17 protein-coding genes and 1 pseudogene are annotated in these 21,161 nt (G+C 72.2%); 12 read left to right on the forward strand and 6 right to left on the reverse strand.

Features of this window, described 5'->3' with window-relative positions; translation table 11 throughout:
- Window positions 1–54 precede the first annotated feature (54 nt).
- On the reverse strand, window positions 55–822 hold the full coding sequence (locus ACSDR0_RS08765) for a peptidoglycan recognition protein family protein (protein ID WP_435288251.1): 768 nt from the start codon (window positions 820–822) through the stop codon (window positions 55–57).
- Window positions 823–1,098: 276 nt separating this feature from the next.
- On the opposite strand from ACSDR0_RS08765, the gene ACSDR0_RS08770 reads away from it, so the two are divergent.
- Window positions 1,099–2,568, forward strand: coding sequence for a serine/threonine-protein kinase (locus ACSDR0_RS08770; RefSeq protein WP_435288252.1), 1,470 nt, complete (start codon window positions 1,099–1,101; stop codon window positions 2,566–2,568).
- Here ACSDR0_RS08770 and ACSDR0_RS08775 read toward each other — a convergent pair.
- Entirely contained in the window at window positions 2,534–3,499 is a 966-nt protein-coding gene (locus ACSDR0_RS08775) for a DMT family transporter (RefSeq protein WP_435288253.1), read from the reverse strand. The genes ACSDR0_RS08770 and ACSDR0_RS08775 overlap by 35 nt on opposite strands.
- A gap of 70 nt (window positions 3,500–3,569) precedes the next feature.
- On the opposite strand from ACSDR0_RS08775, the gene ACSDR0_RS08780 reads away from it, so the two are divergent.
- From ACSDR0_RS08780 to ACSDR0_RS08795, 4 genes are all read left to right on the forward strand, one after another.
- Window positions 3,570–4,454 carry a LysR family transcriptional regulator gene (locus ACSDR0_RS08780; RefSeq protein ID WP_435288254.1) on the forward strand — a complete coding sequence of 295 codons (885 nt, stop codon included), beginning with the start codon at window positions 3,570–3,572 and terminating at the stop codon, window positions 4,452–4,454.
- A gap of 275 nt (window positions 4,455–4,729) precedes the next feature.
- Window positions 4,730–5,851, forward strand: a complete 1,122-nt coding sequence (locus tag ACSDR0_RS08785) for a DUF5925 domain-containing protein (RefSeq protein ID WP_435288255.1) — start codon at window positions 4,730–4,732, stop codon at window positions 5,849–5,851.
- A 63-nt stretch (window positions 5,852–5,914) separates the two neighbouring features.
- Window positions 5,915–6,331: a DUF1622 domain-containing protein gene (locus ACSDR0_RS08790; RefSeq protein ID WP_435288256.1), complete on the forward strand. Its 417-nt coding sequence runs from the start codon at window positions 5,915–5,917 to the stop codon at window positions 6,329–6,331.
- Window positions 6,324–6,635: a hypothetical protein gene (locus tag ACSDR0_RS08795; protein WP_435288257.1), complete on the forward strand. Its 312-nt coding sequence runs from the start codon at window positions 6,324–6,326 to the stop codon at window positions 6,633–6,635. Before ACSDR0_RS08790 ends, ACSDR0_RS08795 begins: the two co-directional genes overlap by 8 nt.
- Here ACSDR0_RS08795 and ACSDR0_RS08800 read toward each other — a convergent pair.
- Together ACSDR0_RS08800 and ACSDR0_RS08805 are read right to left on the reverse strand one after the other, a co-directional pair.
- Window positions 6,617–9,601 carry a hypothetical protein gene (locus ACSDR0_RS08800; protein WP_435288258.1) on the reverse strand — a complete coding sequence of 995 codons (2,985 nt, stop codon included), beginning with the start codon at window positions 9,599–9,601 and terminating at the stop codon, window positions 6,617–6,619. The two genes, ACSDR0_RS08795 and ACSDR0_RS08800, sit on opposite strands and share 19 nt — an antisense overlap.
- Window positions 9,598–10,965: an SWIM zinc finger family protein gene (locus ACSDR0_RS08805; protein WP_435288259.1), complete on the reverse strand. Its 1,368-nt coding sequence runs from the start codon at window positions 10,963–10,965 to the stop codon at window positions 9,598–9,600. The genes ACSDR0_RS08800 and ACSDR0_RS08805 overlap by 4 nt, the downstream gene beginning before the upstream one ends.
- A 1,285-nt stretch (window positions 10,966–12,250) precedes the next feature.
- On the opposite strand from ACSDR0_RS08805, the gene ACSDR0_RS08810 reads away from it, so the two are divergent.
- From ACSDR0_RS08810 to ACSDR0_RS08835, 6 genes are all read left to right on the forward strand, one after another.
- Entirely contained in the window at window positions 12,251–12,634 is a 384-nt protein-coding gene (locus ACSDR0_RS08810; RefSeq protein WP_435288260.1) for a histone-like nucleoid-structuring protein Lsr2, read from the forward strand.
- A 146-nt stretch (window positions 12,635–12,780) separates the two neighbouring features.
- A complete protein-coding gene (locus tag ACSDR0_RS08815) occupies window positions 12,781–14,046 on the forward strand; it encodes a M20/M25/M40 family metallo-hydrolase (RefSeq protein WP_435288261.1) in 1,266 nt (421 codons plus the stop codon).
- 659 nt (window positions 14,047–14,705) lie between these two features.
- Entirely contained in the window at window positions 14,706–16,073 is a 1,368-nt protein-coding gene (locus tag ACSDR0_RS08820) for a lipopolysaccharide biosynthesis protein (protein WP_435288262.1), read from the forward strand.
- Between the two features lie 75 nt (window positions 16,074–16,148).
- Window positions 16,149–17,303, forward strand: a complete 1,155-nt coding sequence (locus tag ACSDR0_RS08825) for a DegT/DnrJ/EryC1/StrS family aminotransferase (RefSeq protein WP_435288263.1) — start codon at window positions 16,149–16,151, stop codon at window positions 17,301–17,303.
- A gap of 270 nt (window positions 17,304–17,573) precedes the next feature.
- Window positions 17,574–18,665: a GNAT family N-acetyltransferase gene (locus ACSDR0_RS08830; protein WP_435288264.1), complete on the forward strand. Its 1,092-nt coding sequence runs from the start codon at window positions 17,574–17,576 to the stop codon at window positions 18,663–18,665.
- A gap of 20 nt (window positions 18,666–18,685) precedes the next feature.
- Window positions 18,686–19,897: a DegT/DnrJ/EryC1/StrS family aminotransferase gene (locus tag ACSDR0_RS08835; protein ID WP_435288265.1), complete on the forward strand. Its 1,212-nt coding sequence runs from the start codon at window positions 18,686–18,688 to the stop codon at window positions 19,895–19,897.
- A gap of 219 nt (window positions 19,898–20,116) precedes the next feature.
- Here ACSDR0_RS08835 and ACSDR0_RS08840 read toward each other — a convergent pair.
- Window positions 20,117–20,323, reverse strand: a pseudogene (locus ACSDR0_RS08840) (hypothetical protein); the annotation flags it as partial.
- Window positions 20,324–20,389: 66 nt separating this feature from the next.
- Window positions 20,390–20,548: a hypothetical protein gene (locus tag ACSDR0_RS08845; protein WP_435288266.1), complete on the reverse strand. Its 159-nt coding sequence runs from the start codon at window positions 20,546–20,548 to the stop codon at window positions 20,390–20,392.
- A 78-nt stretch (window positions 20,549–20,626) separates the two neighbouring features.
- Here ACSDR0_RS08845 and ACSDR0_RS08850 point away from each other — a divergent pair, with 78 nt between their 5' ends.
- On the forward strand, window positions 20,627–21,121 hold the full coding sequence (locus tag ACSDR0_RS08850) for a hypothetical protein (protein WP_435288267.1): 495 nt from the start codon (window positions 20,627–20,629) through the stop codon (window positions 21,119–21,121).
- The last annotated feature ends 40 nt before the right edge of the window (window positions 21,122–21,161 follow it).

A 21,161-nucleotide genomic window follows, 5' to 3' on the forward strand; every position in this document is an offset into this window, starting at 1 on the left:
CCCCGAACGGCGATCAGCTGACGGGCCCCTGCCGGGAAGCGTGCCGGACGGTGGTCAGCTGACGGGCTCCTGCCAGGAGGCGTCCCAGGTGGCGCGGTCGACGGCACCGGTGACGGGCAGGTCCTTCTCCTTCTGGAACTTCCTGCAGACGTCAGTGGAGCCGGGGCCGTACAGGCCGTCGACGTCGATCGCCCAGCCGCGGTCGCGCATCTGCCGCTGCCAGGTGCGGACGTCCTCGCCCTTCATGACCGGCGGCTGCTTGAGCGTGCGGCCGGGGAAGGAGGGGTGCGGCTCCGGCGGGTTGGAGCCTCCGCCGGGGCGGGGGGCACCGCGCTTGACCCACGCGTACAGGGGCTCGCCGGGGCAGCTGGTCGAGTAGCCGTCGCGGTGGCCCTTGATCTCCTTGCCCGCGCCGCCCTTGTCCCTGAGGTATTCGATGGCGTCGAGGATGCCGTGCAGGACGCCGTCGGTCGGCTTGGTGAACCCCGAGGAGCCGACCAGGCCGAGCACCGCGTAGTGGGCGCTGTTGAGCCCGGCGCCGTTGGCGGCCGGAACGTTGTGCGCGCCCCGGCCCTCGAAGACCTTCCGATGCGGGCACACCAGCATGGAGTAGCCGACGTCGATCCAGCCGTTGCCGTCCATGTGGTGGTTCTGGATGGACTTCACCAGCGCGACGCACTTGGCGTGGTCGTTCACGATGTCCGGGCTGACCTGGCCACCCGTGTAGTGGACCTTCACTCCCTTGGTGGAGTTGAGCTTGCCGTAGGAACCGCGCGGCTGGCGGGCACCCCACTCACGGCGAGTAACGAGATCGATGGCCACGAAACGTCTCCACTGTCTGAGTGATATTGCCCTACCGGAGCGTAATGGTTGACACGACACCATATGGGGCCGTTAAACCAACTGATCCCTGTCACCGTGTGGCGTGGAGGCACTCCGGATAGTCGTCGGGCGGCGAAGCCGTCCCTCTAACCACGGCCGGACGCCCTAAACCTCCGGGAACGCCCCCGTACCGTCGCCACCGTTCGCGCGTCCCGCCCTGCCACGCGTTTCCCCATGACACCCCCCATTACGGACGAGACGGATAGCCTTGCCCCCATGGTGGTCGCGACCCCCCTCACCCCTGACGACCCGGCCAGGCTCGGTGCGTTCCAGCTGTCCGGAAGACTCGGCGAGGGCGGCCAGGGCGTCGTCTACCTCGCGCACGCGCCCAGCGGCGAGCGGGTGGCGGTGAAGGTGCTGTTCCGCGGCGACACCGCGTCGCGGGCGCGGCTCGCCCGCGAGCTGTCCGCTCTGGAGAGCGTCGCGCCCTTCTGCACGGCGCGCGTGCTGACCGCCTCCGTGGACGGCCCTCTCCCGTACGTGGTCAGCGAGTTCGTCGACGGCCCCTCTCTGGAGGAGAGGATCCGCGAACGGGGCCCGCTGCGGGGCGGCGAGCTGGAGCGCCTGGTGGTCGGTACGGCGACCGCGCTGGCGGCCATCCACGCCGCCGGGGTGGTGCACCGCGATTTCAAACCCGCCAACGTGCTGCTCGGCCCCGACGGCCCCCGGGTGGTCGACTTCGGCATCGCCAGGGCGGAGAGCGCGGCCACGACCGCCTCCGGCCTGATCGGCACCCCCGCCTACCTGTCCCCCGAGCAGATCAACGGGGCTCCCGCCTCGCCCGCCTCCGACGTGTTCGGCTGGGCGGCCACCATGCTCTGCGCGGCGAGCGGCAGCCCTCCCTTCGGTGCCGACACCGTGCCGGCCGTGCTGAACCGGATCCTCCACCATCACCCGGACCTGTCGGCCCTGCCTCCCGCGTTCGCGGGGCTGATCGCCTCCTGCCTGGACAAGGACCCCTCCCGCCGCCCGACGGCTCGCGCGCTGATGGTCGGCCTCGTCGACCCGGGCGCGGCCAACCCCTCCACCGAGGACCTGGCCAGGATCGGCAGCCGGATCGCCGCCCCTCCGGGACGGTCGGCCCTCACGACCCAGCCACCCCGTCGCGGCTCCCGGGGGGTCGTCGCCGGCGCGGTCCTCGTCACGGTGTCCCTGCTGGTCGCCGCGGGGATCGCCGCCTGGCTCGTCCTGGGCGCCCCCGAGACCGTCGTCGGGGACACCGACCGGACGACGCCTTCGTCCTCCTCACCCTCTTCACCTTCGTCGCCTTCGCCCTCGTCCTCGTCCGGAAGCGACGTCCCGTCCACTCCCGAGCCCTCCGGCACCGAGGGGTCGGCGCCGCCGGGGAGCGACGGCGAGGTCCCCGCCTCCTTCGCCGGAGCGTGGGCCGGCGACGACGTCACCTCCACCAACCCGTTCTCCTCCGGCGGGAAACGGATCGAGGTCACGCTCAGGAAGGGCGACGACGGAGCCGAATGGGCGGAACCGGCCAGCGGCTGCAAGGGACGGATCGCCCTGACCAAGGTCACCGCCGACGAGCTGACCTTCACCCTCGGATCCGGCACCGGCTGCGTCCCCGGCACCGTGTGGCTCAAGCGCAGGGGCGACGCCCTGACCTACACCTGGAAGGACGTCCCCGGCCCCGAACTGGTCACCGAGACCGGCGACCTGACCAGGAACCGATGATGCCCTGGCCGGTCATGATGCCGATGACGACGATCACCGCGCCCAGGGGCTGGTTCCACGTCGGCGTCTCTCCCAGGACGAGCACCCCGAGGACGACGCCCACCAGCGGGGTCAGGTAGGTCACCGTCGAGGCGGTCGTCGCCCCCCACTGGGCGATGACCGAGGTGTTCCACACGTAGGCCAGACCCGTGCCCAGGATGCCCAGGGCGGCCATGCTCGCCACGACGGGAAGATCCAGGCGTACGGGGCCGGTGGCCAGCAGCGGGCTCAGCGCGAGCATGATCAGAGCCGCCACTCCGACCTGGGCGGCGGCGATGGTGGGGGCGTCGTGGCCGTACGCGAGGACGAAGCGCCGCGTGTAGGCGAAGGCGAGACCGTAACAGAACGTCGCCCCCAGGCAGGCGGCCTGCGCCCACCAGGGACCGGCCCCCGCCTCCAGGTTCCACGGGGCCAGCACGACGACGACGCCGGCGGCGCCCAGCAGCAGGCCGAGCACCCCGGTCGCGCCGAGGCGCTCCTGGCGGAGCGCGGCCAGGGTCACGAGCATCGTCATCAGGGGCGTCGTGGCGTTGTAGATGCTGGAGAGCCCCGAGGGGATGTACTGCCCGGCCCAGGCGAACAGCAGGAACGGCACCACGCACAGGATCAGGGCGACCACCCCCATGTGCGCCCAGAACACCGGCCGCCTCGGCCACCTCCGGCGGGTGACCAGCATGATCACGTTAAGGGCGAGCGCCCCCAGCGCGAGGCGTCCCAGCACCGTCTGGGCGGGCGAGAGGCCGGTGAGGGCCACCTTGATGAACAGGAAGCTGGCCCCCCACGTCAGGGCGAGGGCGAGATACTGCGCGAGCACGGACCGGCCCGCGGGGTGCGGCGCGGTGTCCGTCGTCGGCGCAGGTGGGGACGTTGAGACGGTTCCTTCACGGGTCACCGGAGCAGTCTCGCCACCGCCCCGATCATGTGTCCAATGAGTTGCTCCGGATATGTGATGAGATGTCCTCATGGGTGCGACGGTCGCGCAACTCCGGGTCTTCACCGCCGTGATCGCGAACGGCGGCTTCGGCGCGGCCGCCGAGGAGCTGGGCATGTCCCAGTCGGCGGTCTCCCACGCGCTCGCCGCCCTGGAGCGCGCCCTCGGCGCCCCGCTGGTGCTGCGGCACGGGAGCGCGCGCCCCACCGCGCTGGGCGCGGCGATCCTGCCGCACGCCCAGGCCGCGCTCGCCTCGGTCACCGCCATCGACGAGGTCGTCTCCTCTCACCTGGGGCAGTACGCGGGGACCGTCAGGGTCGCCGCCCCGCCCACGGTCTGCTGCGGGCTGCTGCCCCAGCTCATGCGGACGTGGCGCGCCGAACTCCCCGGCGTCGAGGTGCAGGTCTTCGAGGGCGACGACGACGAGCTGTCCCCCTGGCTGGAGACCGGCGTCGTCGACGCCGCGATCCTCGTCGACCCGGTGCCCCCGCCGCCCGCGCACGTGGTGGTGGGCCGGGACGCCTTCCACGCGGTGGTCCGCGCCGACCACCCCCTGGCCGGTCAGGAGCACATCACGATGGCCGAGCTGGTGGAGGATCCGCTGCTGGTCTCCAAGGGGGGCTGCGAGCCCCAGACCCGCACCCTGTGCTCCATGGCGGGCGTCCCCTACACGCCCGCCCAGCACGTACGTGAGCTCGGCACCCTCATCGGCATGATCGCCGCGGGCATCGGCGTCTCGACGGTTCCCGACCTCGGCCGCGGCCTCCTGCCCCCAGGGCTCGTGATGGTCCCGCTGAAACCGTCCCTGGAACGCGCCCTCGTCCTCACCGGCCCGCTGACCCGCCCGCCGAGCCCGCTGGTCGACGCCCTGCTCCGCGCCGCCCCCGAGGTCCCCGCGCCGCCCCTCCGTCCCTGATTCCCCCGTGGTTCCCCCGGGCCCTCGCCACTCCCGGTCCTTGCCACTCCCGGTCTTTTGAACGGGCCGCCCACGTTCCCGGGTCCCTGAACGGGCCGCCCCGCACTCCCGGACCTCGCCGCTCCCGAACCTCGCCGCTCCTGGCCCCCGCCACTTCCGGGCCCCGCCACTTCCGGGCCCCCGAACCGGGGCGCTCCGCCCTCCCGGGCCCGGCCGGCCCTTCCCGGCGCTAAAACCCTTCGACCGGCGGGCGCCCCGCGAGGATCATTGGCGCCATGTCCGTACTCAAGGAGGTCCACTTCCAGCCGGAGCCGCGCCCGGTGGAGCTGCCGATGAAGATCTGGCTCGACGACGGCGACGCGGCGGTGGACGTGATCGACGCGCTCGCGCTGTCGCCGTTCGCCACCGGGGCCCAGCCCTGGTCGTGCACCGCGAGCCTGGAGCGGGTCCGCACCGACGCCCCCCTCGCCCCCGCCTCGGGAACGCTCGTCCGGGCGGCCTCGGAGAAGGACGGCCGTGACTCGCGGCTGCTGTGCGGGGAGGGCTGGACGCTGCGCGTGGTCCGCTACCGCAACCGCGCCGCCACGGTCAGCGTGACCGCGGTCGACGAGGAGCTGGCCCGCTCGGTGATCGAGGAGGTCACCAAGGACGCCGAGGAGCCCGCCCCCGAGAGCGACCACGTCGAGATGGGCTTCTGGTGGCAGAGCCCCCGGGGCAGCCGCCGCTCGGAGAAGCCGATCACCGCCTCTCCCTGGGCGGAGATCTCCGGCAACTACGCCAGGTCGGTCAGCGAGCCGCTGTCGCGGCTGATGTCCGTCACCCCCTCCGAGGCGCACGGCCGGCTGATCCTGCTGCACGGCCCGCCGGGCACCGGCAAGACGACGCTGCTGCGCTCGCTCGCCCACGAGTGGCGGTCGTGGTGCCAGGTCGACTGCGTGCTCGATCCGGAGCAGCTGTTCCACTCCCCCGGCTACCTCATGGAGGTCGCGGTCGGCTTCGACGACAACGACGGCGACGGGGGCGGCGACCGGTGGCGGCTCCTGGTGCTGGAAGACTGCGACGAGCTGATCAGGTCCGGCGCCAAGGAGGCCACCGGGCAGGGCCTGTCACGTCTCCTCAACCTGACCGACGGGCTCCTCGGCCAGGGCCGTGACGTCCTGGTGGCCATCACCACCAACGAGGACCTGGCCCACCTCCACCCCGCCGTCACCCGTCCAGGCCGCTGCCTCGCCCAGATCGAGGTCGGCGCCCTCCCCTACGACGAGGCCGCCCGCTGGCTCGGCACCACCGATGGGCTCTCCCCCTCCGGCGCGACCCTCGCCGAGCTCTTCGCCCTCCGCGACGGCGTCCTCAGCCGCGCGTCGGCCGCCCCGGAGGGCACCGGCCTCTACCTCTGACCCCCGCGGGCGGGGCGGTGACCGCGGACGCATGGGCGGGAGGCCACCGGGTAACAGCAGCGCATGCTTGATCTCCTACCGGAGGAGACCCTCCGGCAGCTCGTCAACCTCCTGGTCCGCCTCGTCGAGGCGGCCGGGGCGGTCGTCATCTTCGTCGGCGCCGCGATCGCGTTCGTGCGGTTCGTGCTGGCGGCCGCGCGGCGGCACGAGGACGGGTTCATCGCCGTGCGACTGTTCCTGGGACGGTTCCTCGCGCTCGGCCTGGAGTTCCAGCTGGCCAGCGACGTGCTGCGTACGGCCATCGCGCCGAGTTTCACGCAGATCGGGCAGCTCGCGGCGATCGCGGCCATCCGCACCGCCCTGAACTTCTTCTTGAACAGGGAGATCGAGCGGGAGGGACGGACACTGAACGACGCGCGCGGGCGCGGCTCGCTCGACGCCCCCGGCGGGCGCGTCCCGCCCGGTACCGGAAATGGCTGACCTCGTCCAGATGCTCATTCCCCTGATCGTCGTCATGGGGCTGGTCTCCGCGCTCGCCGTCCTGCTCTCCGGCGGCGGTTCCGGCGCCACGCTGGCGGTGCTGCTGGACTTCCTCCTCGCGGCGGGACTCCTCCGCCTCTCCCAGGCCCAGACCTGGGCGGCGATCATCACGGCGGCGCTCACGACGCTGGTCCGCAAGCTCGCCGTCGCCGGACTCTCCCCGCGCGCGCCGGGACGGCGGCCGGGCGGACGCCGTCCCGGTACCGCCGCTCCGGGCGAGTGGGATCAGGGTCGTACGAGGTAGTCGTGCAGGCGGCGGCGCAGGCGGCCGAACGCCGACGAGGAGCGGCGCGGCGGCGGGTTGAGCCCGGGGATCTCCCCGCGCGCCCCGGCCCACCCTGCCACCTCTACGCCCAGGGCGACGAGATCGGCCGCGCCCGGACGCGGCCTCTCGCCCTCCCCCGGCAGCACGTGCGGCAGTGCCGCCAGGATCACCTCCCAGACCTCCCGGTGGGCCCCCTGCCTGGCCGCCTGTTCGAGCCCGGCCACCGTGTGCGGCAACTTCAGCATGCTCCGGTCGGTGAGGGCGAGCTGCCTGCCGAGCGCGTCGGCCGGCAGATCCCCTCTCGCCGCCATCCGCACCAGCAGCAGCACGCCGTGGGCCGGGTCTCGCTGGGACAGGAAGAAGGCGAGCAGCAGCGCCATGGGCTCGCCGGCCTGCCCCTCACCGGAGGCGAGCGCCTCGACGTGGTGCGGGTGGACCCCGGGCCGGTTCCAGGAGTGGAGCAGGTACGGAAGATAGCGCGCGGCGACCACGTCGCGGTGCGAGGGCAGGACGGCGGGCCACCAGTCCATGTACCGGCCGTGCTCCCCCCAGTTGCGGCTCGGCACCTGGCCGAACAGCTCGTCGACGAAGGGCAGGCCGGTCGGCTCGGCCCGCACCCAGGGGACCGGGGTCAGGTCGGCGCCCGGGTACGGTTCGCGCTCGTCGGCGTAGTACGTCCTCGCGTTCTCGGAGAACTCCCAGCGGACGCGCGTCTCCACCTCGACCGGCCCCTCCGCCAGCCGGCGCGCCGCCATGCGCCCGGCCTCGGAGGTCAGCCGTCCGGCCCTGGCCACCAGCCCGGGATCCACGGTCCCGGGCAGCCGCAGCAGCGCCTGCTGGAAGTCGGCGGGCAGCGGCTCGGCCCCGGTGGCCTCGACCGTCTCCAGGCGGGTGAGGAACGCGGCGGGATCGAGGTGACCCGTGGCGCCGGTCGGGGTCGCGAGCAGGACCGGCGGCAGCGTGTCCGTTTTGAGCGCGGCGAGCACCTCCGCGCACCGGCTGAGCAGGAACCGGTGCGGGGTGGAGACGTGGGTCTCGCGGGGGAGCCGGTCGGGCCGGATCTCCTCGGGAGGCCAATGCCCGTCGAACCCGTCGTGGCCAAGGCCTCCGAAGAAGAGCGCACTCTCCGGATCCTCCGTCTCCGCGGCCGTCGCGATCCCCGTGACCTCGCTCGGATTCCCGATCCCCCTCATGATCGCGAACAGCGGGAAACCGCCTTCGAACCCGGCGGCGTCCGGCCGGCCCCCTCGCGGCGCGTCGCCGGGGCCGCCGCCCTCCTCCATCGGCCCATCTTCCGCGATGTCCCCGCCGCCTCCCGCGAGGATCCGCATGACCTGGGCGTGCGCCCCGGCGGCCAGGTCGTCGAAGGACGTCTCCTCGCCGTCCTCGTCCCGCACATCGACCATGACGCTCCCGATGGACCATCCCCCCCGAACCCCCCGAACCTCCCGGGCCGCCGGTCCCGGGTCGGCGCCCGGGGAGACGAGTTCCGCGGCGATCGCGGTGATCCAGTCGCGGGGTGTGTACCAGTCCTCCTGCTGGTAGAGGGGGCGAACGTCACGGGCGCTCCCGGTGACCGCGGCGCGCAGCGCCTCGCGGTCCTCCGCCGCGAACCGGACGAAGCCCGCGAGCCAGCGCTCGGTCTCCTGCCAGCCGTGGGGGGAACGTACGCGGGCCAGCTCGGCGACCGTACCCGGCGGGTCGGGGAAGGCCCCCGCGGGCCTTGGCGGGACGAGCGGCGGCGGGGCGAAGACCTCCGGCTCCCGCTCGGGCTCCGCCTCTCCCCCGACCGCTTCGGCCAGGAGGCCTCCCAGGTCCGGCGGGAGCGTGCCCAGCGCCGCGCGCAGCGTCTCCGCGCCGAGCGGGGTGAGGTGCGACGCGTACTTGACCGCCAGGCGCGCGGCACGTTCCTGCACGGCGTACGCGTCGTGACCGAGCGCGGACGCGAGAGCGGGGGCCAGCTCGTCGGCCCGTTCCCGCGACTGCCGCAGGGTCTGGTCGAGCCAGGTCAGTCCGGCACGCACCAGGCCGCCCTCCGCGCGAAACAGCAGGCTCTCCAGCGCCTCCGTCACGTCGGCCGGGTCGAGGTGGTCGAGGCGGCGCAGGTGCCTGAGCGACAGCTCCGCGACCGGTCCCGGCGCGGCCGGCAGCAGGCGCAGGTAGTCGCGGGCGCGGGACTCCACCTCCACGTACGTGGGTTCGAGCAGTTCGTGAAGGCGGACGAAGAACCGCAGGTCGGTGGCGTCTCCTCCGCGCAGGAACCGGCTGACGCAGCCGTCCAGGAGCATCTCGCGGCTCACCCTGCCCTCGCCGCTCAGCACGGCCAGCGCGCCGAGCCAGGACTCGGCGCGAAGCGGGTCGCTCCGCTCCTCGCGCAGGGCGCGGCCCGCGCCCTGCGCCTCGAAGATCCTCGGCAGCAGGACGCCGAGGAGCGGGTCGCGGCGGAGCCCGCTCGCGCTCGGCGGCGCGGCGAGCCAGCCCACCACGAGCGGGTCGTGCTCGGGCGGGGTCACGCCGGTACGGCGGAGCAGGGTCAGCACCAGCGGCAGTCCGGGAGAGGTCCGGTTGCGGATCCTGAGGACGAGCCGGTTGACCAGATCGGCCTGCCACTCGGGCTCCCGCGCGGAGATCACCGTCATGAGGGCGTCGGTGTCGTCCGGCGTCTCCCACCCGAAGATCGTGAATTCGCGGCGGTTCAGCCAGGTGGCCACGGCCGCCGCGCCGCCGAGCGAGCCCGCGCCCGCCACGCGCAGGTGCTCGGCCCATTGGCCCAGCCCCTCCCACGGTTCGAAGGCCCCCACCTCGCGACGCAGCAGCCCGAGGTGTCCGGGCAACCGCCTGGCGACCTCCTGGCGTTCCGCGTCGTCGAGCCTCGCCATCCGGGCCGCGAGCTCGTCGAGGCCACCGGTGTCGATGAGCTCGCGGACCTCGTCCCAGACCGTCATCGGGAGTCCTCCCGGATGAGGGAGACCGGTGCCGCCGGGGAGGCGGCCGCGGCGTCGGCGGCCATCCGGGCGGCGAGCACGTGCTTGCAGGGGCCGCGCGAGCCCCGGTGGTCGTACCACCACGGGCAGGTGCACGACCCCTCCGCCGTCCGCACCAGACGGACGCCGCCGCCGGTGGTCACCTCGGCCGAATCGGGGCCGGTCAGCCGGACGGCGCCCGAGGCGACCAGGGCGCGGGCGGAGCCGAGCCTGGGGTTCAGCGCCGCGACGTGGTCGCGGTCGTAGGGCAGCTCGCGGTGGAAGTGCGCGGCCTCGAAGAGGTCGTAGCCGACCCGGCCCGCCGTGCCGAGCTGGGTGAGCGCGGCCCGGACCCGCTCCGGCGTGAGCCCGGAGCGCTCGGCGAGCAGGCCGAGCTCCAGGGTGGGCTCGAAGTCGAGCAGGATGCCGACCAGGTCGGCGTCACCGGCCACCGCGTCCGAGGAGAGGTCGTCCAGGACGGCACCCTCCCCGGAGAAACCGCGCCAGGCCTGCGGGGACAGGACCAGCGTGTAGCGCATGCCCGGCAGTTCCAGCTCCCAGGCGCTCGCCCCCGAGCCGTCCGCCGGCCCGTACACGCGCAGGGCCTTGGCGAAGCGCAGCGACGGCGTCATCGTCGCCAGCCTGCCGACCCCGGCCAGATGAACCCCGCCCGGTGCGGCCCGCTCCGAGAGCCGCAGCTCCCTGCCCGCGGGGACCGCCCACACCTCCGCCGCCGCCCGCTTCGGCAGGCCGCGCAGGAACCTGACGGCCTGTGGCCCGACGAGCTCGGCGCGCAGGTCGAACCTGGAGGCGATCACCTGGACCTCCGCGAAACCGCGCAGCCACCGGTCGGGCAGCGGCACCTTCTTCTCCACGACCGCGCCGTCCAGGGTGGTCACGGTGAGCTCGTCGGGGCCGACCCCGACGTGCAGCGGGTCACGGCCGCCGACCCTGGCCAGTGCCTCGCGCAGCGGGTTGTTGACGTCCACGTTGGTGGTGCCCCGGTCGAAGACCTCACCGTCGAGGGCGGGGCCCAGCACGTCCAGCCGGGCGTAGACGCCGCCGCAGGCGGAGAACGACTCGAACCTGAGGCGGTCGCCGCCGCAGGTCACGACCGGATCGCGGGTGAATCCCGGTTGCGGCCGGTGGTAGCGGGCCAGCGCCACGTCGGCGACCGCGAGCAGTCCGGTCGCGGCGGGCGCGGCCTGGGTGAGCAACCCGCTGAAGAACCGGGGGTGGTCGAGAAAGCCCGTCGTGGTCCGGCCTCCGGACGTCGACAGCCCCAGGTGCCCGTCGGAGAGCGTGGAGGGGCCGGCGTAGGAGTACTCCTGCACTGCACTTGTCATGAGCCGGACGGTAGAGATCACTACCGACAAATCCGATCACGCCCGCACGGACGGTGTGCGACCACCCGCTTCGGGGGCTCGGGCCGGGGCCGGGTGGCCGGAGCGGCCGGGTCCGGGAGGCGGAAGTACGAGGTGGCCGGGCGGCGGGAACGGCCGGGTCCGGGGGGCGGAAGTTCGGGGTGGCCGGGCGGCCGGAGCGGCCGGATCCGGGGACGGGGGTGCGGGGCCGCCGGGCGGCGGAAACGGCCGGGTCCGGGGGGCGGGGGTGCGGGGTGGCCGGGGCCGAAGGGCGGGATCAGGGCAATGCCCCTATCCGATCTCCCGCCGACTCGCGAACAATTCGGGGAACGCCGGTTGATTGATCCGGACGGGCGATGGAACGGGCCAATGGCCGCCGAGGGGCAAACGGCGCCCGCCGTTCCCCCACCGTCACAATGTGAGGCACCCGGAATCATACGGTCCCCAAGGCGAGTCTTGCCTTACCTTAGAGTGTCGAGATCGCACCTCAATGTGATCGGCCGCGCGCCGGGGCGGGCACCTTCGAAGGCACCCGATGCCCGACACCGGCAAACCCGTGGACGGGCGGCACGCATTCCGGGCGCGGCGAAGTCATTTGTCCTCCGAATCCCGGAACGCGTTCGGTTACGGGTATCCGGCGTGCGTGAATTGTCCGCCGAACGTCCGGGGCGATGCGTGCGGAGCCTCTCCTCACGACCTCTCGGAACCCGCCCCGCCCGCCCGTTCCCCTCGCACGTTCTCGGTCCGAGAGGTATCGTGAACAGCAAAAACAGATGAAGAGCCCGTCCCGGAGATCGGGAGGGGCGGCGGTGGGAGCGCGGCGCGTCCGGCACGACGGCGTCCGGGAAACGAACGGCAGTGGAACGACGGACCGGAGTAGCCCCAAGTGGCGGAAGTCGATTTTTTTCGGGGCGTGAGGCCGGAAACCACCCGGAGGTCATGAAACTCCAAAGCGCTCCGGCGCGCTCTTCCGGAAAACCCGTCGGGGGTAACCGACAGATCTCGGCATACAAGACGCCAAGGGGCCCCGGCGCCGCCGTCGTTTTTAATCACCCGCGAACGGGAAGCATTTCCCAATGACGTGGAGACGCCGGAGTTCAGCCTTGAGTAATTAACCTGAGAGGGTGGATCTCCGGCGGGCAGGGGTTTCCCGGGCGCGACGGCGAAAGGAGGGACTAGAGTTTTGCGCGCGGGGAAGAGACGCGGGAACCATCGTCGGCCGGGTTCACAGCCGCACGCTCCGGCGCCAAGATTAAGGAGTCACACAATGGCACGTCAGCAAGTCGTCACGTTCACCGATGACATCACCGGCAAGAAGGCGGACGAGACCGTCTCGTTCGGCCTTGACGGCACCGCCTACGAGATCGATCTGAGCTCGAAGAACGCCACGAAACTTCGCGAGGCCCTCAAACCGTTCCAGTCCGCCGCCCGCAAGGCGAGCACCTCCCTGAGTCGCAAGGGCAGAACGAAGGGTTCCGGCGGCAACCGTGAACGGAGCGCCGAGATCCGGGCGTGGGCGAAGTCCCACGGGATCGAGGTGAGCGAGCGCGGTCGCATCGGGGGGAAGGTCGCCGAGGCGTTCGCCGCAGGTGACCCCAGCGTGGCCAAGGGATCGACGAAAAAGAGCCCGGAGTCCGCGCTCAGCGAGTAAGGACAAGCTCCCGGGCCCTGGAGGGGTAGCGGCGTCGCAGCCGGCCGGGAGTGCTGGAGACGACCGCCCGAGGTGCATTTCCAACCCGGAGGGGTATGCACCTTTGATCCAGATTTTGGGTTCTTGTCTCCGGGGGGCATTCGTTGATGGGCGAGGTCGCGCAGATCTGCTCGGATCTGATCAGGTTCGACACCACCAACCCTGGCCCCGGTGAGCGTCCGGCGGCCGAGCACGTCGCCACGCTGCTGTCCGACGCCGGGATCGAGCCGGTGGTGTTCGAGTCGGCCAGGCACAGGACCAGCGTGGTCGCCAGGATCCCCGGCGACTCGCCCGAGGCCCTGCTGATCCACGGCCATCTCGACGTGGTCCCCGCCCAGCCCTCCGACTGGCGGATCCACCCGTTCTCCGGCGAGGTCTCCGGCGGATGCGTCTGGGGCCGGGGCGCGGTCGACATGAAGGGCACCCTCGCCATGACGCTCGCCCTGGTCCGCGACTGGGCCCGGCGCGGGGTGCGGCCGGACCGGGACGTCGTGCTGGCCTTCCTCGCCGATGAGGAGGCCACCGGCGAGTACGGCGCGCGATACGCGGTGCGGCACCACCGCGAGCTGTTCGACGGCTGCACCGACGCGATCAGCGAGTCCGGCGGCTACAGCGTCGAGGCCGGGGGCGCGCGGATCTACCCGGTCGCGGTGGGCGAGCGCGGCACCGCCTGGATGCGGCTCACCGCGACCGGCGTCGCGGGCCACGGCTCCCGCCCTCCGGTGGACAACGCGGTGGCCGAGCTCTGCCACGCCATGTCCAGGATCGCCTCCCACCGCTGGCCGGTGCGGCTGACGCCCGGGGTGGCGGCGCTGATCGAGAACCTGTCGGCCATCCTCGGCGAGCGCGTCGACCTCGACCGGCTGGAGGAGGAGGCGAGGCGGCTCGGCCGGGTCGGCGACCTGTTCGGGGCGCAGATCCGCAACTCGGCGAACCCGACGATGCTCCAGGCGGGCTACAAGGTCAACGTGGTCCCCGGTACCGCCGAGGGTCACGTGGACGGGCGGTTCCTGCCGGGATACCGGGAGGAGTTCCTGGAGACGATCGACCGCCTGCTCGGCCCCCGGGTGACCCGGGAGTTCGTCAACATCGAGGACGCCCCCTCCGCCCCGATGGACTCGCCGTTCTTCGACCGGCTCCGCGCCGCCCTGGTGGCCGAGGACCCCGCGGCGCGGCCGGTGCCGTACGTGATGTCGGGCGGCACCGACGCGAAGTCCTTCGCGGGGCTCGGCATCAGGGGCTACGGCTTCGCCCCGCTGATGCTCACCCCGGACCTCGACTACTTCGGCATGTTCCACGGCGTGGACGAGCGCGTCCCCGTCGAGGGCCTGGAGTTCGGCGTCCGCGTCCTGGACCGCCTCCTCACCTCCTGAGTCCCGGGCCGTCTCCTCACCTCCCGAATCTCCCGAACCACGTCCCGGGCCGCCCCCCGCCTTCCCCGAAACCTCCCCCAAAGCCCTCCCCGAGCCTCCCTCGGCCTTCCCCGAGCCTCCCGCCTTCCGAACCGCGCCGGGGCCGGCCCCCGCACGGCCCGAGCCGCTCACGGCGACCTCAGTGACCTCGGTGACCTCGGTCACTCCCGCTCCACGCCCCCAACCTCATGAAAACAGGGCACTCTCCATCACAATCAGGCCCTGCCGGGGACTTCCGGATACATGCCGGACACGGCTCGCTTGAAACTGGGGCATCATGACTCACGTGCCGATTCTCATGTACCCCTCGGTGACCGGCAGGTCTCGTGACGAGACGCGAACGCCGGTGACATGGTCTCCCGGCCCTGCCGGCGAGGCCACCGATCCACCCCGCCCGAGCGATCGGCGGCGCTCCCGCGCCGCCTTCGGACACGGCGCGGATCGGGAGTACCGGGGTGAGTGAGCACGACATCGGACGGCGTGGCGCCGGACGGCACGCCAGGCCAGAAAGCGGCGCCCCCGCGCCGGGCGTTCCCGCACCCCCGGCGAACAACGCGGCCACCGGTCTCCGTACAGCCGGCGGCAAGGCCGGTGCAAGCGACCCGGCCGATGATGGCGGCGTGACACGCGACGGGAGCGACCAGGCCGCGGGCCGGACCGTGACCGAGGATCGTGGGACCGGCCTGATGGACCGCCTGCGCAAGGACCTGAGGAACCCCCTGTTCCTGCAGGGCTACGCGCTGATGATCAACACGGGGATCACCGCCGTGCTGGGTCTCGGCTACTGGTTCCTCGCCACCCACCTGTACACCGCCGCCGCGTTCGGCGAGGGGCAGGCCCAGATCAGCGCGATGCGGCTGTTCTCCTCCCTGACCGGGCTCGCCTTCGCGGGCGCCCTGGCCAGGTTCATCCCGGTGGCCGGGCGCCGCACCGCCGAGTTCGTCCTGCGCGGCTACGCGGTCGCCGGGGCCACCGGCCTGGTCGCGGCACTGGGGTTCCTGCTGACGCTGCCACTGTGGGGGTCGGTCTACGCCGACCTCGGCGGGTTCGGCCCGGGCCTGTTCTTCCTCGCCTCGGTGCTCGTGTGGACGATCTTCACCCTTCAGGACGTGACGCTGGCCGGGCTGCGCAACGCCGTCTGGGTGCCGGTCAACAGCCTGGCGTTCGGCCTGGTCAAGATGGGCCTGCTCGTGGCGCTGGCATACGCGCTGCCGCAGGGCGGCGTCTTCGGCGGGATCTTCGTCTCGTGGATCCTGCCGACGGCCATAGCGCTGATCCCGATCAGCTGGCTCATCTTCGGCGTCATCATCCCCAAGCACGTCAAGAACACCGAGGTGAGCGCCGCGAACCCGCCGCGCCTGCGCGAGGTGGGGCGCTTCCTCGCCGGAGACTTCCCCGGCGCGTTCTCCATCCTGCTGATCCTCTATCTGGTCCCGGTCATCGTGGCGGGCTGGCTCGACGACGCGCCGACGTTCGGCTACTTCTCGATCGCCCACACGCTGGGCTCCATGGTCGGGCTGCTGGCCGCCAACATGGCGGTCTCGCTGACCGTCGAGGGATCCTTCAACGCCACCCAGCTGGCACAGAGCGTGCGCAACGCGCTGCGGCGCACCTTCCTGATCGTCGGACCGGTCATCGCGGTGGTCGTGATCGGCGCGCCGCTGATCCTGAGCGTGTTCGGCCCGGGGTTCGCCGAGGCGGGTTCGCCGCTGCTGCGCCTGATGGCGATCGCCGTACTCCCCCAAACAGTGATCGAGATCTGCCTCAGCATGCTGCGCGCCCAGAGCGAGGCACGCAAGCTCGCCTTCATCCAGATCGGGATGGCCATCCTGGTCCTCACCTCGATAGCGGTGCTCTTCCCCCACTTCGGGATCGCCGCGGTGGGCTATGCCATGCTCGGCAGCCAGCTCCTGGTGGCGTTGCTGATCTTCCCGAACATCCGCAGGGTGATCAATCATGGCAAAACATCCCAGGTGACCGCCGGTTAGGACGACACTCGCCTCCCGGTTTGCGGTCATGATGTCGTACGTGATAGACGGTCTCCAGTGACTCCTGAGCACATTGTGGCGAAGCGGACACATCGCCTCTGCCTCCCGCTGCCCTCCAACCGCCTGGGCCTTTATCTGGCCCTGCGGCACTGGTGCAGTCCCGGCCAGCGGCTGCTGATGTCACCGCTGTCGGCGGACGAGATCCTCTTTCTCGTGCTCGCGGCCGGGCTGCGGCCGGTCATCGCCCCGCTCTCCCTCGACGACGGCAACATCGACGCCGACGCCGTCGACCTCGACGCGGTCGACGCGGTGCTGACCACCAACCTGTACGGCCTGCCGGACCGGGTGGCCGCGTTCGGCGGCAAGATCCTGATCGAGGACGTCGCGCACGCGATCGAGACGAGCGTGCACGGCAGGCCGATCGGCACCTTCGGGGTGGCCGGCGTGTTCAGCCTGTCCAAGCACGCGGGAGCCGGTTCCGGCGGGGTGATCGCGGTCGAGCACCTCTCGGACCTGCGCGCCCTGGAGCGCGACCGCGACCGGTTGCTGCAGCCGGGCGTCTTCAGGAAAGAGATCCACAGCGTGCTGACCTCCGCGGGCCGGCACGCCGCGCTGCGCCTGAACATGGTCCGCCCGGCGCTGAGGGCCATGCGCGCGCTCGGCATGGAGGAGGAGCGCGAGGGATACCGCATCGCCCCGCGCCCGGCGGAGCTGCTCAGGGCGATGGAGTACGCACCGCAGCAGCTGCCGGCGTTCGACTCCTGGGTCCAGGCCGACCTGCACGACTACCGGGCCAGGCGGGGCCACCTCTCGCGCTGGTACCAGTCGAGGCGCCTGCACGCGCTGCCCCGGCAGCGGTCGCGGCGGATCGCCGGCGTCTCGGCGCTGGCCGCGCTGCCCACCGTGGCGCCCGCCGTCCGCCGCCACCTGGACCAGCCGCTGTTCCGGGTCCCGCTGCTGGTCTACGGCCGTGACGGGGCCATCGCGGAGCTGGAGCGGCACGGGGTCGCCACCGGATACCTCTACGACCCGCCCTACGACGGCTACCTGCCCGAGTTCACCGACCCCTCGCCGGAGCCGGAGGTGGCGCGCTGGTGGGCCCGGCACGTGCTGCCGATCGACCCGCTGTACGCCCACCGCGCCCTGCCCGTCATCGAGCGGCTCATCCCCGCGGTCCCCCCGATGTCGCCCAGGATGCCCCCGGGCCCGGCGTCCTTCGACGTCGCGTAGCGAACCTGTCTCGTAGCTAAGCGAATAGGGCGATACCCCGATAGATTCAGCGTATTGGTTGTCGGTTGGCGGTTCGGGGGATCTCCGCCCGGTTCCGGGATGGTTTCCGCGTGTCGTGACGCACGCCCCTTGTACCCGCACCGGCTGGATCTCGCCCTCCGCTTCGACGACCTCCAGTGCCTGGGCTCAGGATTCGAGAAAGGACCACCGTCTCGTGAACGGTAGGTTTGCGTACACCGCCGGTCGTCCCGGCACGGCGGGGGGCGGAGCATGAGGGTCAGCGTCATCCGGCCCGCGGAGCTGGGCCCGGCCGAGATCGCGGCGTGGCGGGAGATGCAACGTTCCAGCCCGCACCTGGACAACCCCTTCCTGAGCCCGGACTTCACGATCGCGATGGGCGAGGTCAGCGCGGAGGCGCGGGTAGCGGTGATCACCGAGTCCGACGGGCCCGTGGGGTTCTTCCCCTTCGAGCGGCACGGCGGCGGGGTGGGTGCCGCCCTGGGCGGATGGGTCTCGCTCTCCCAGGGGATCGTCCACCGGCCCGGCGCCGAGTTCGACTCCGACGCCCTGCTCAAGGCGTGCGGGCTGAGCGTGTGGGAGTTCGGCTGCATGGTCGACCACCAGTCGTGGTTCCAGCCGTTCGAGACGCTCAGGCAGGAGGCCGTGGTCCTCGACTTCGCCGACGGCTACCACGCCTTCCTCGACGAGCTGCGCGAACGCTCCCCGAAGTTCCTCAAGTCCACCCTGTACAAGGAGCGGAAGCTGGGCCGCGACGTGGGCGAGGTGACCTCCGAGTTCGCGGTGCGCGATCCCGGGCAGTTCCGGCTGCTGCGCGAGTGGAAGTCCGCCCAGTACCAGCGGATGGGCCGCCCCGACCGCTTCGGCAAGGCGTGGGTCGTGGAGCTGGTCGAGCGCCTGCACGCCGCCGGCACCGACGACTTCGCCGGGCCGCTGTCGATGCTGTACGCCGGCGGCAGGCCCGTCGCGGGCCACTTCGGGCTGCGCACCGGCACGACGATGATCGGCTGGTTTCCCGCGTACGACCCCGAGTACGCCAAGTACTCCCCCGGCCTGATCCAGCACCTGCGCATGGTCGAGGCCGCCGCGAAGATCGGGATCACCTCGCTGGACCTGGGCATCAGCAACGGCTCGGAGTACAAGGACGCGCTGTGCAGCAGGACCGTTCCAGTCACCGAGGGCATCGTGCGCCGCCGGTCGGCGGGCGCGGCGGCGCACTGGCTGCGCACCGAGCCGGTCCGCCGGGTGCGGCGCTTCATCCTCGACAGCCCGGCCCTGTACGGCGCCGCCGACAAGGCCATGAAGCGGTACGGTCAGCTGCGCACCCGAAGGAAGACCCAGTGAGCCGACCGAAGGAGGGCCCGATGAGCGGGCACCCCGCCACGTCCGGCCGCGCGGACGGCCGCCGCGCGCTCGAGGCGGCCATGCGCGACCGGATCGGCCAGGAGTGCCTCCACGTGCCGTCCGCCCGGTTCGGCCTGCTCCTGGCGCTGCGCCACTGGTTCAGGCGCGGCGACAGGGTGCTGATCTCGCCGACGAACTGCGAGACGGTGCTGTTCGTCGTGCTGGCCGCCGGGCTGGAGCCGGTGATGGCGCCGGTCTCCTGGCGCGACGGCAACATCGACGTCCCCGCCGTCGACTGGACCGGCCTCGCCGGTGTCGTCACCACGCACCTGTACGGCCAGCCCGACCGGGTGACAGAGCTGCGGGCCGAGTGCGACCGGCGCGGCGTGATCCTCCTCGACGACGCGGCGCACGCCATGCAGACGACCGTGGACGGCCGCCCCGCGGGCACGTTCGGCACGGCCGGGGTGTTCAGCCTCGCCAAGCACGGGCGGGCGATGTCCGGCGGGTTCCTCACCGCGCAGGACCCGGCCGCGCTGCCCGAGCTGGCGCGGGCCAGGGACGAGCTGCTGCTCCCCGGCGGGGCGCGCGCCCAGCTGCTCGGCACGCTGCGGCCCGTGCTGCGCGAGACGATCTACCGCACCGGACTGGTCAGGCCGATGTGGCACGCCCTCAAGGCGCTGGGGCTCGTGCGCTGGACCGGCCACCGCTGCCCGCCCCGCGAGGAGGAGTTGCGCGCGGTCGTCGCCGCCGATCCGGTCGACCCGCGCGCCATGGACCACTGGCTGCGGATCGACCTCGACGACTGGCGGATGCGGCAGGGGCCGCTGCTGCGCGGCTACCAGCGCTCCCGGTTCCGGGTGATCGACCGCGAGCGGGAGCGCCGGGTGGCCGGGGTCGAGCTGCTGCGCACCCTGCCCTGGGTGGCCGAGGGCGTCCGCGACGCGACGCCGCAGCCGCTGCTACGGGTGCCTCTGCTGGTCGAGAACCGCGACGAGGTCGTCGCCCGGCTGGAGAGCCGGGGTGTGGTGCCCGGTTTCATCTACGATCCGCCGCTGGACGACTATCTGGACCTGGTCGCCTCGGGGCCGACCCCGGAGATCGCCCGCTGGTGGACCGGCCACGTCCTGCCGGTCGACCCGCTCCGCGCCGCCCGCATGGCCGACCTGCTGGCCGAGCTGGACGTCCGCCCGGCCACGCGGCCTTTCACGACGTCGCGGCAGCCCGGCTGAGCGCATCCCGTGCCCGGACATGTCGGGACAGGTGGCAGGTTGACATCCACTCCGTTCCAAAGGACGGAGATTCCGGTCTGCCGCACGTGCGGCTCCTGGCGGGTCACTGCTTCTTCGCGCTGTGCCGGGATCGCTCCCGGTCTTCCGCGCTCCACAGTCGTTCAGCCTCTCCCCCTGCCCGGCGGCGAGGATGTTGATCGCCGCGTTGATGTCCCGGTCGTGGCCGGCCCCGCACGGGCAGGTCCACGACCGGACGTTCAACGGCATCGAATCGGCGACGGAAACCAGCGGCTGACCTTGCCGAAGTGGCGGCCATACCTGACGGCTTTGTACTCCAGCATCCCCACAAACCGCGACCAGCCCGCATGCGCACGCTCTTGGCCGGCTTCGTACGCGCCAGACCGGACACGGCGAGGTCTTCCACATACACCGCTTGGTTGTCGCGGATCAACGTGGTGGAGAGCTTGTGTGCCCGGTCGCGGCGCGTATCGATCACCTTGGCGTACACCCTGGCGACCCTGACTTGGCCTTGGCCCGGTTCGCCGACCCCTTCTCCTTGCGGCTCAGCGCCTTCCGCGCCTCGCGGAGCTTCTTGGCCGCCCGCCGCAAAAAGCGCGGGTTGGCCACCTTGCGACCATCGGAGGTGACCACAAAACGGGTGAGACCCAGGTCGATACCGACTCAGGAGGTACCGGGCGGCGACCCGCCGCCCGGACCGACACGGGCCGAATGACGGCGGGACAGGGCGTGCCCCGGCTGTTCCGCTCCGGCACCAACCGCGACGGTGACCGGGAGTATGCCCGCCACATGGGTCATGCCGGCCTGTCGCGCGAGCGGATCGACGGGCGCGGCGGAACTGTCGGTCGTGTCCTCTACCTTTCGAGCAACGACGAGGAGGTTCCAGTGTTCCGTCAGGGAGACATCCTGATCATGCCGGTCGCCGGCGAGTCCGTGCCCGCGCACCTGGTGGCCGCGCCCCGCGACAAGCACGGCCGGCTGGTGCTGGCGCTCGGCGAGGCGACGGGGCACGCGCATGCCGTGCCGGGGGCGGGCACCCTGCTCGTGGGGCGTGACTCCGGTGCGCCCGAGTTCCTTCACCTGCCCCAGGGCGGTCGGCTGGTGCACGAGGAGCACGCCACCATCTCCCTGCCCGAGGGATGGTTCCGGATCGTGCGGCAGCGCGAATACGTGCCCGGCTCCTACGCCCGGTACGTCGCCGACTGACCGGCCGGTTTCGCCCCGCCCCCCTCCCCAGACAGTCAAG

The organism is Streptosporangium sp. G11 (assembly GCF_051192615.1).
In the GTDB taxonomy this organism is placed as follows: Bacteria; Actinomycetota; Actinomycetes; order Streptosporangiales; family Streptosporangiaceae; genus Streptosporangium.

Excerpts from the sequence above, each read along its gene's own strand:
- ACSDR0_RS08805 (WP_435288259.1), bottom strand. The coding sequence starts at position 10,965 with ATGACAAGTGCAGTGCAGGAGTACTCCTACGCCGGCCCCTCCACGCTC.
- ACSDR0_RS08770 (WP_435288252.1), top strand. The coding sequence starts at position 1,099 with ATGGTGGTCGCGACCCCCCTCACCCCTGACGACCCGGCCAGGCTCGGT.
- ACSDR0_RS08835 (WP_435288265.1), top strand. The coding sequence starts at position 18,686 with ATGAGCGGGCACCCCGCCACGTCCGGCCGCGCGGACGGCCGCCGCGCG.
- ACSDR0_RS08800 (WP_435288258.1), bottom strand. The coding sequence starts at position 9,601 with ATGACGGTCTGGGACGAGGTCCGCGAGCTCATCGACACCGGTGGCCTC.
- ACSDR0_RS08830 (WP_435288264.1), top strand. The coding sequence starts at position 17,574 with ATGAGGGTCAGCGTCATCCGGCCCGCGGAGCTGGGCCCGGCCGAGATC.
- ACSDR0_RS08780 (WP_435288254.1), top strand. The coding sequence starts at position 3,570 with ATGGGTGCGACGGTCGCGCAACTCCGGGTCTTCACCGCCGTGATCGCG.
- ACSDR0_RS08785 (WP_435288255.1), top strand. The coding sequence starts at position 4,730 with ATGTCCGTACTCAAGGAGGTCCACTTCCAGCCGGAGCCGCGCCCGGTG.
- ACSDR0_RS08815 (WP_435288261.1), top strand. The coding sequence starts at position 12,781 with ATGGGCGAGGTCGCGCAGATCTGCTCGGATCTGATCAGGTTCGACACC.
- ACSDR0_RS08795 (WP_435288257.1), top strand. The coding sequence starts at position 6,324 with ATGGCTGACCTCGTCCAGATGCTCATTCCCCTGATCGTCGTCATGGGG.
- ACSDR0_RS08810 (WP_435288260.1), top strand. The coding sequence starts at position 12,251 with ATGGCACGTCAGCAAGTCGTCACGTTCACCGATGACATCACCGGCAAG.
- ACSDR0_RS08850 (WP_435288267.1), top strand. The coding sequence starts at position 20,627 with ATGACGGCGGGACAGGGCGTGCCCCGGCTGTTCCGCTCCGGCACCAAC.
- ACSDR0_RS08790 (WP_435288256.1), top strand. The coding sequence starts at position 5,915 with ATGCTTGATCTCCTACCGGAGGAGACCCTCCGGCAGCTCGTCAACCTC.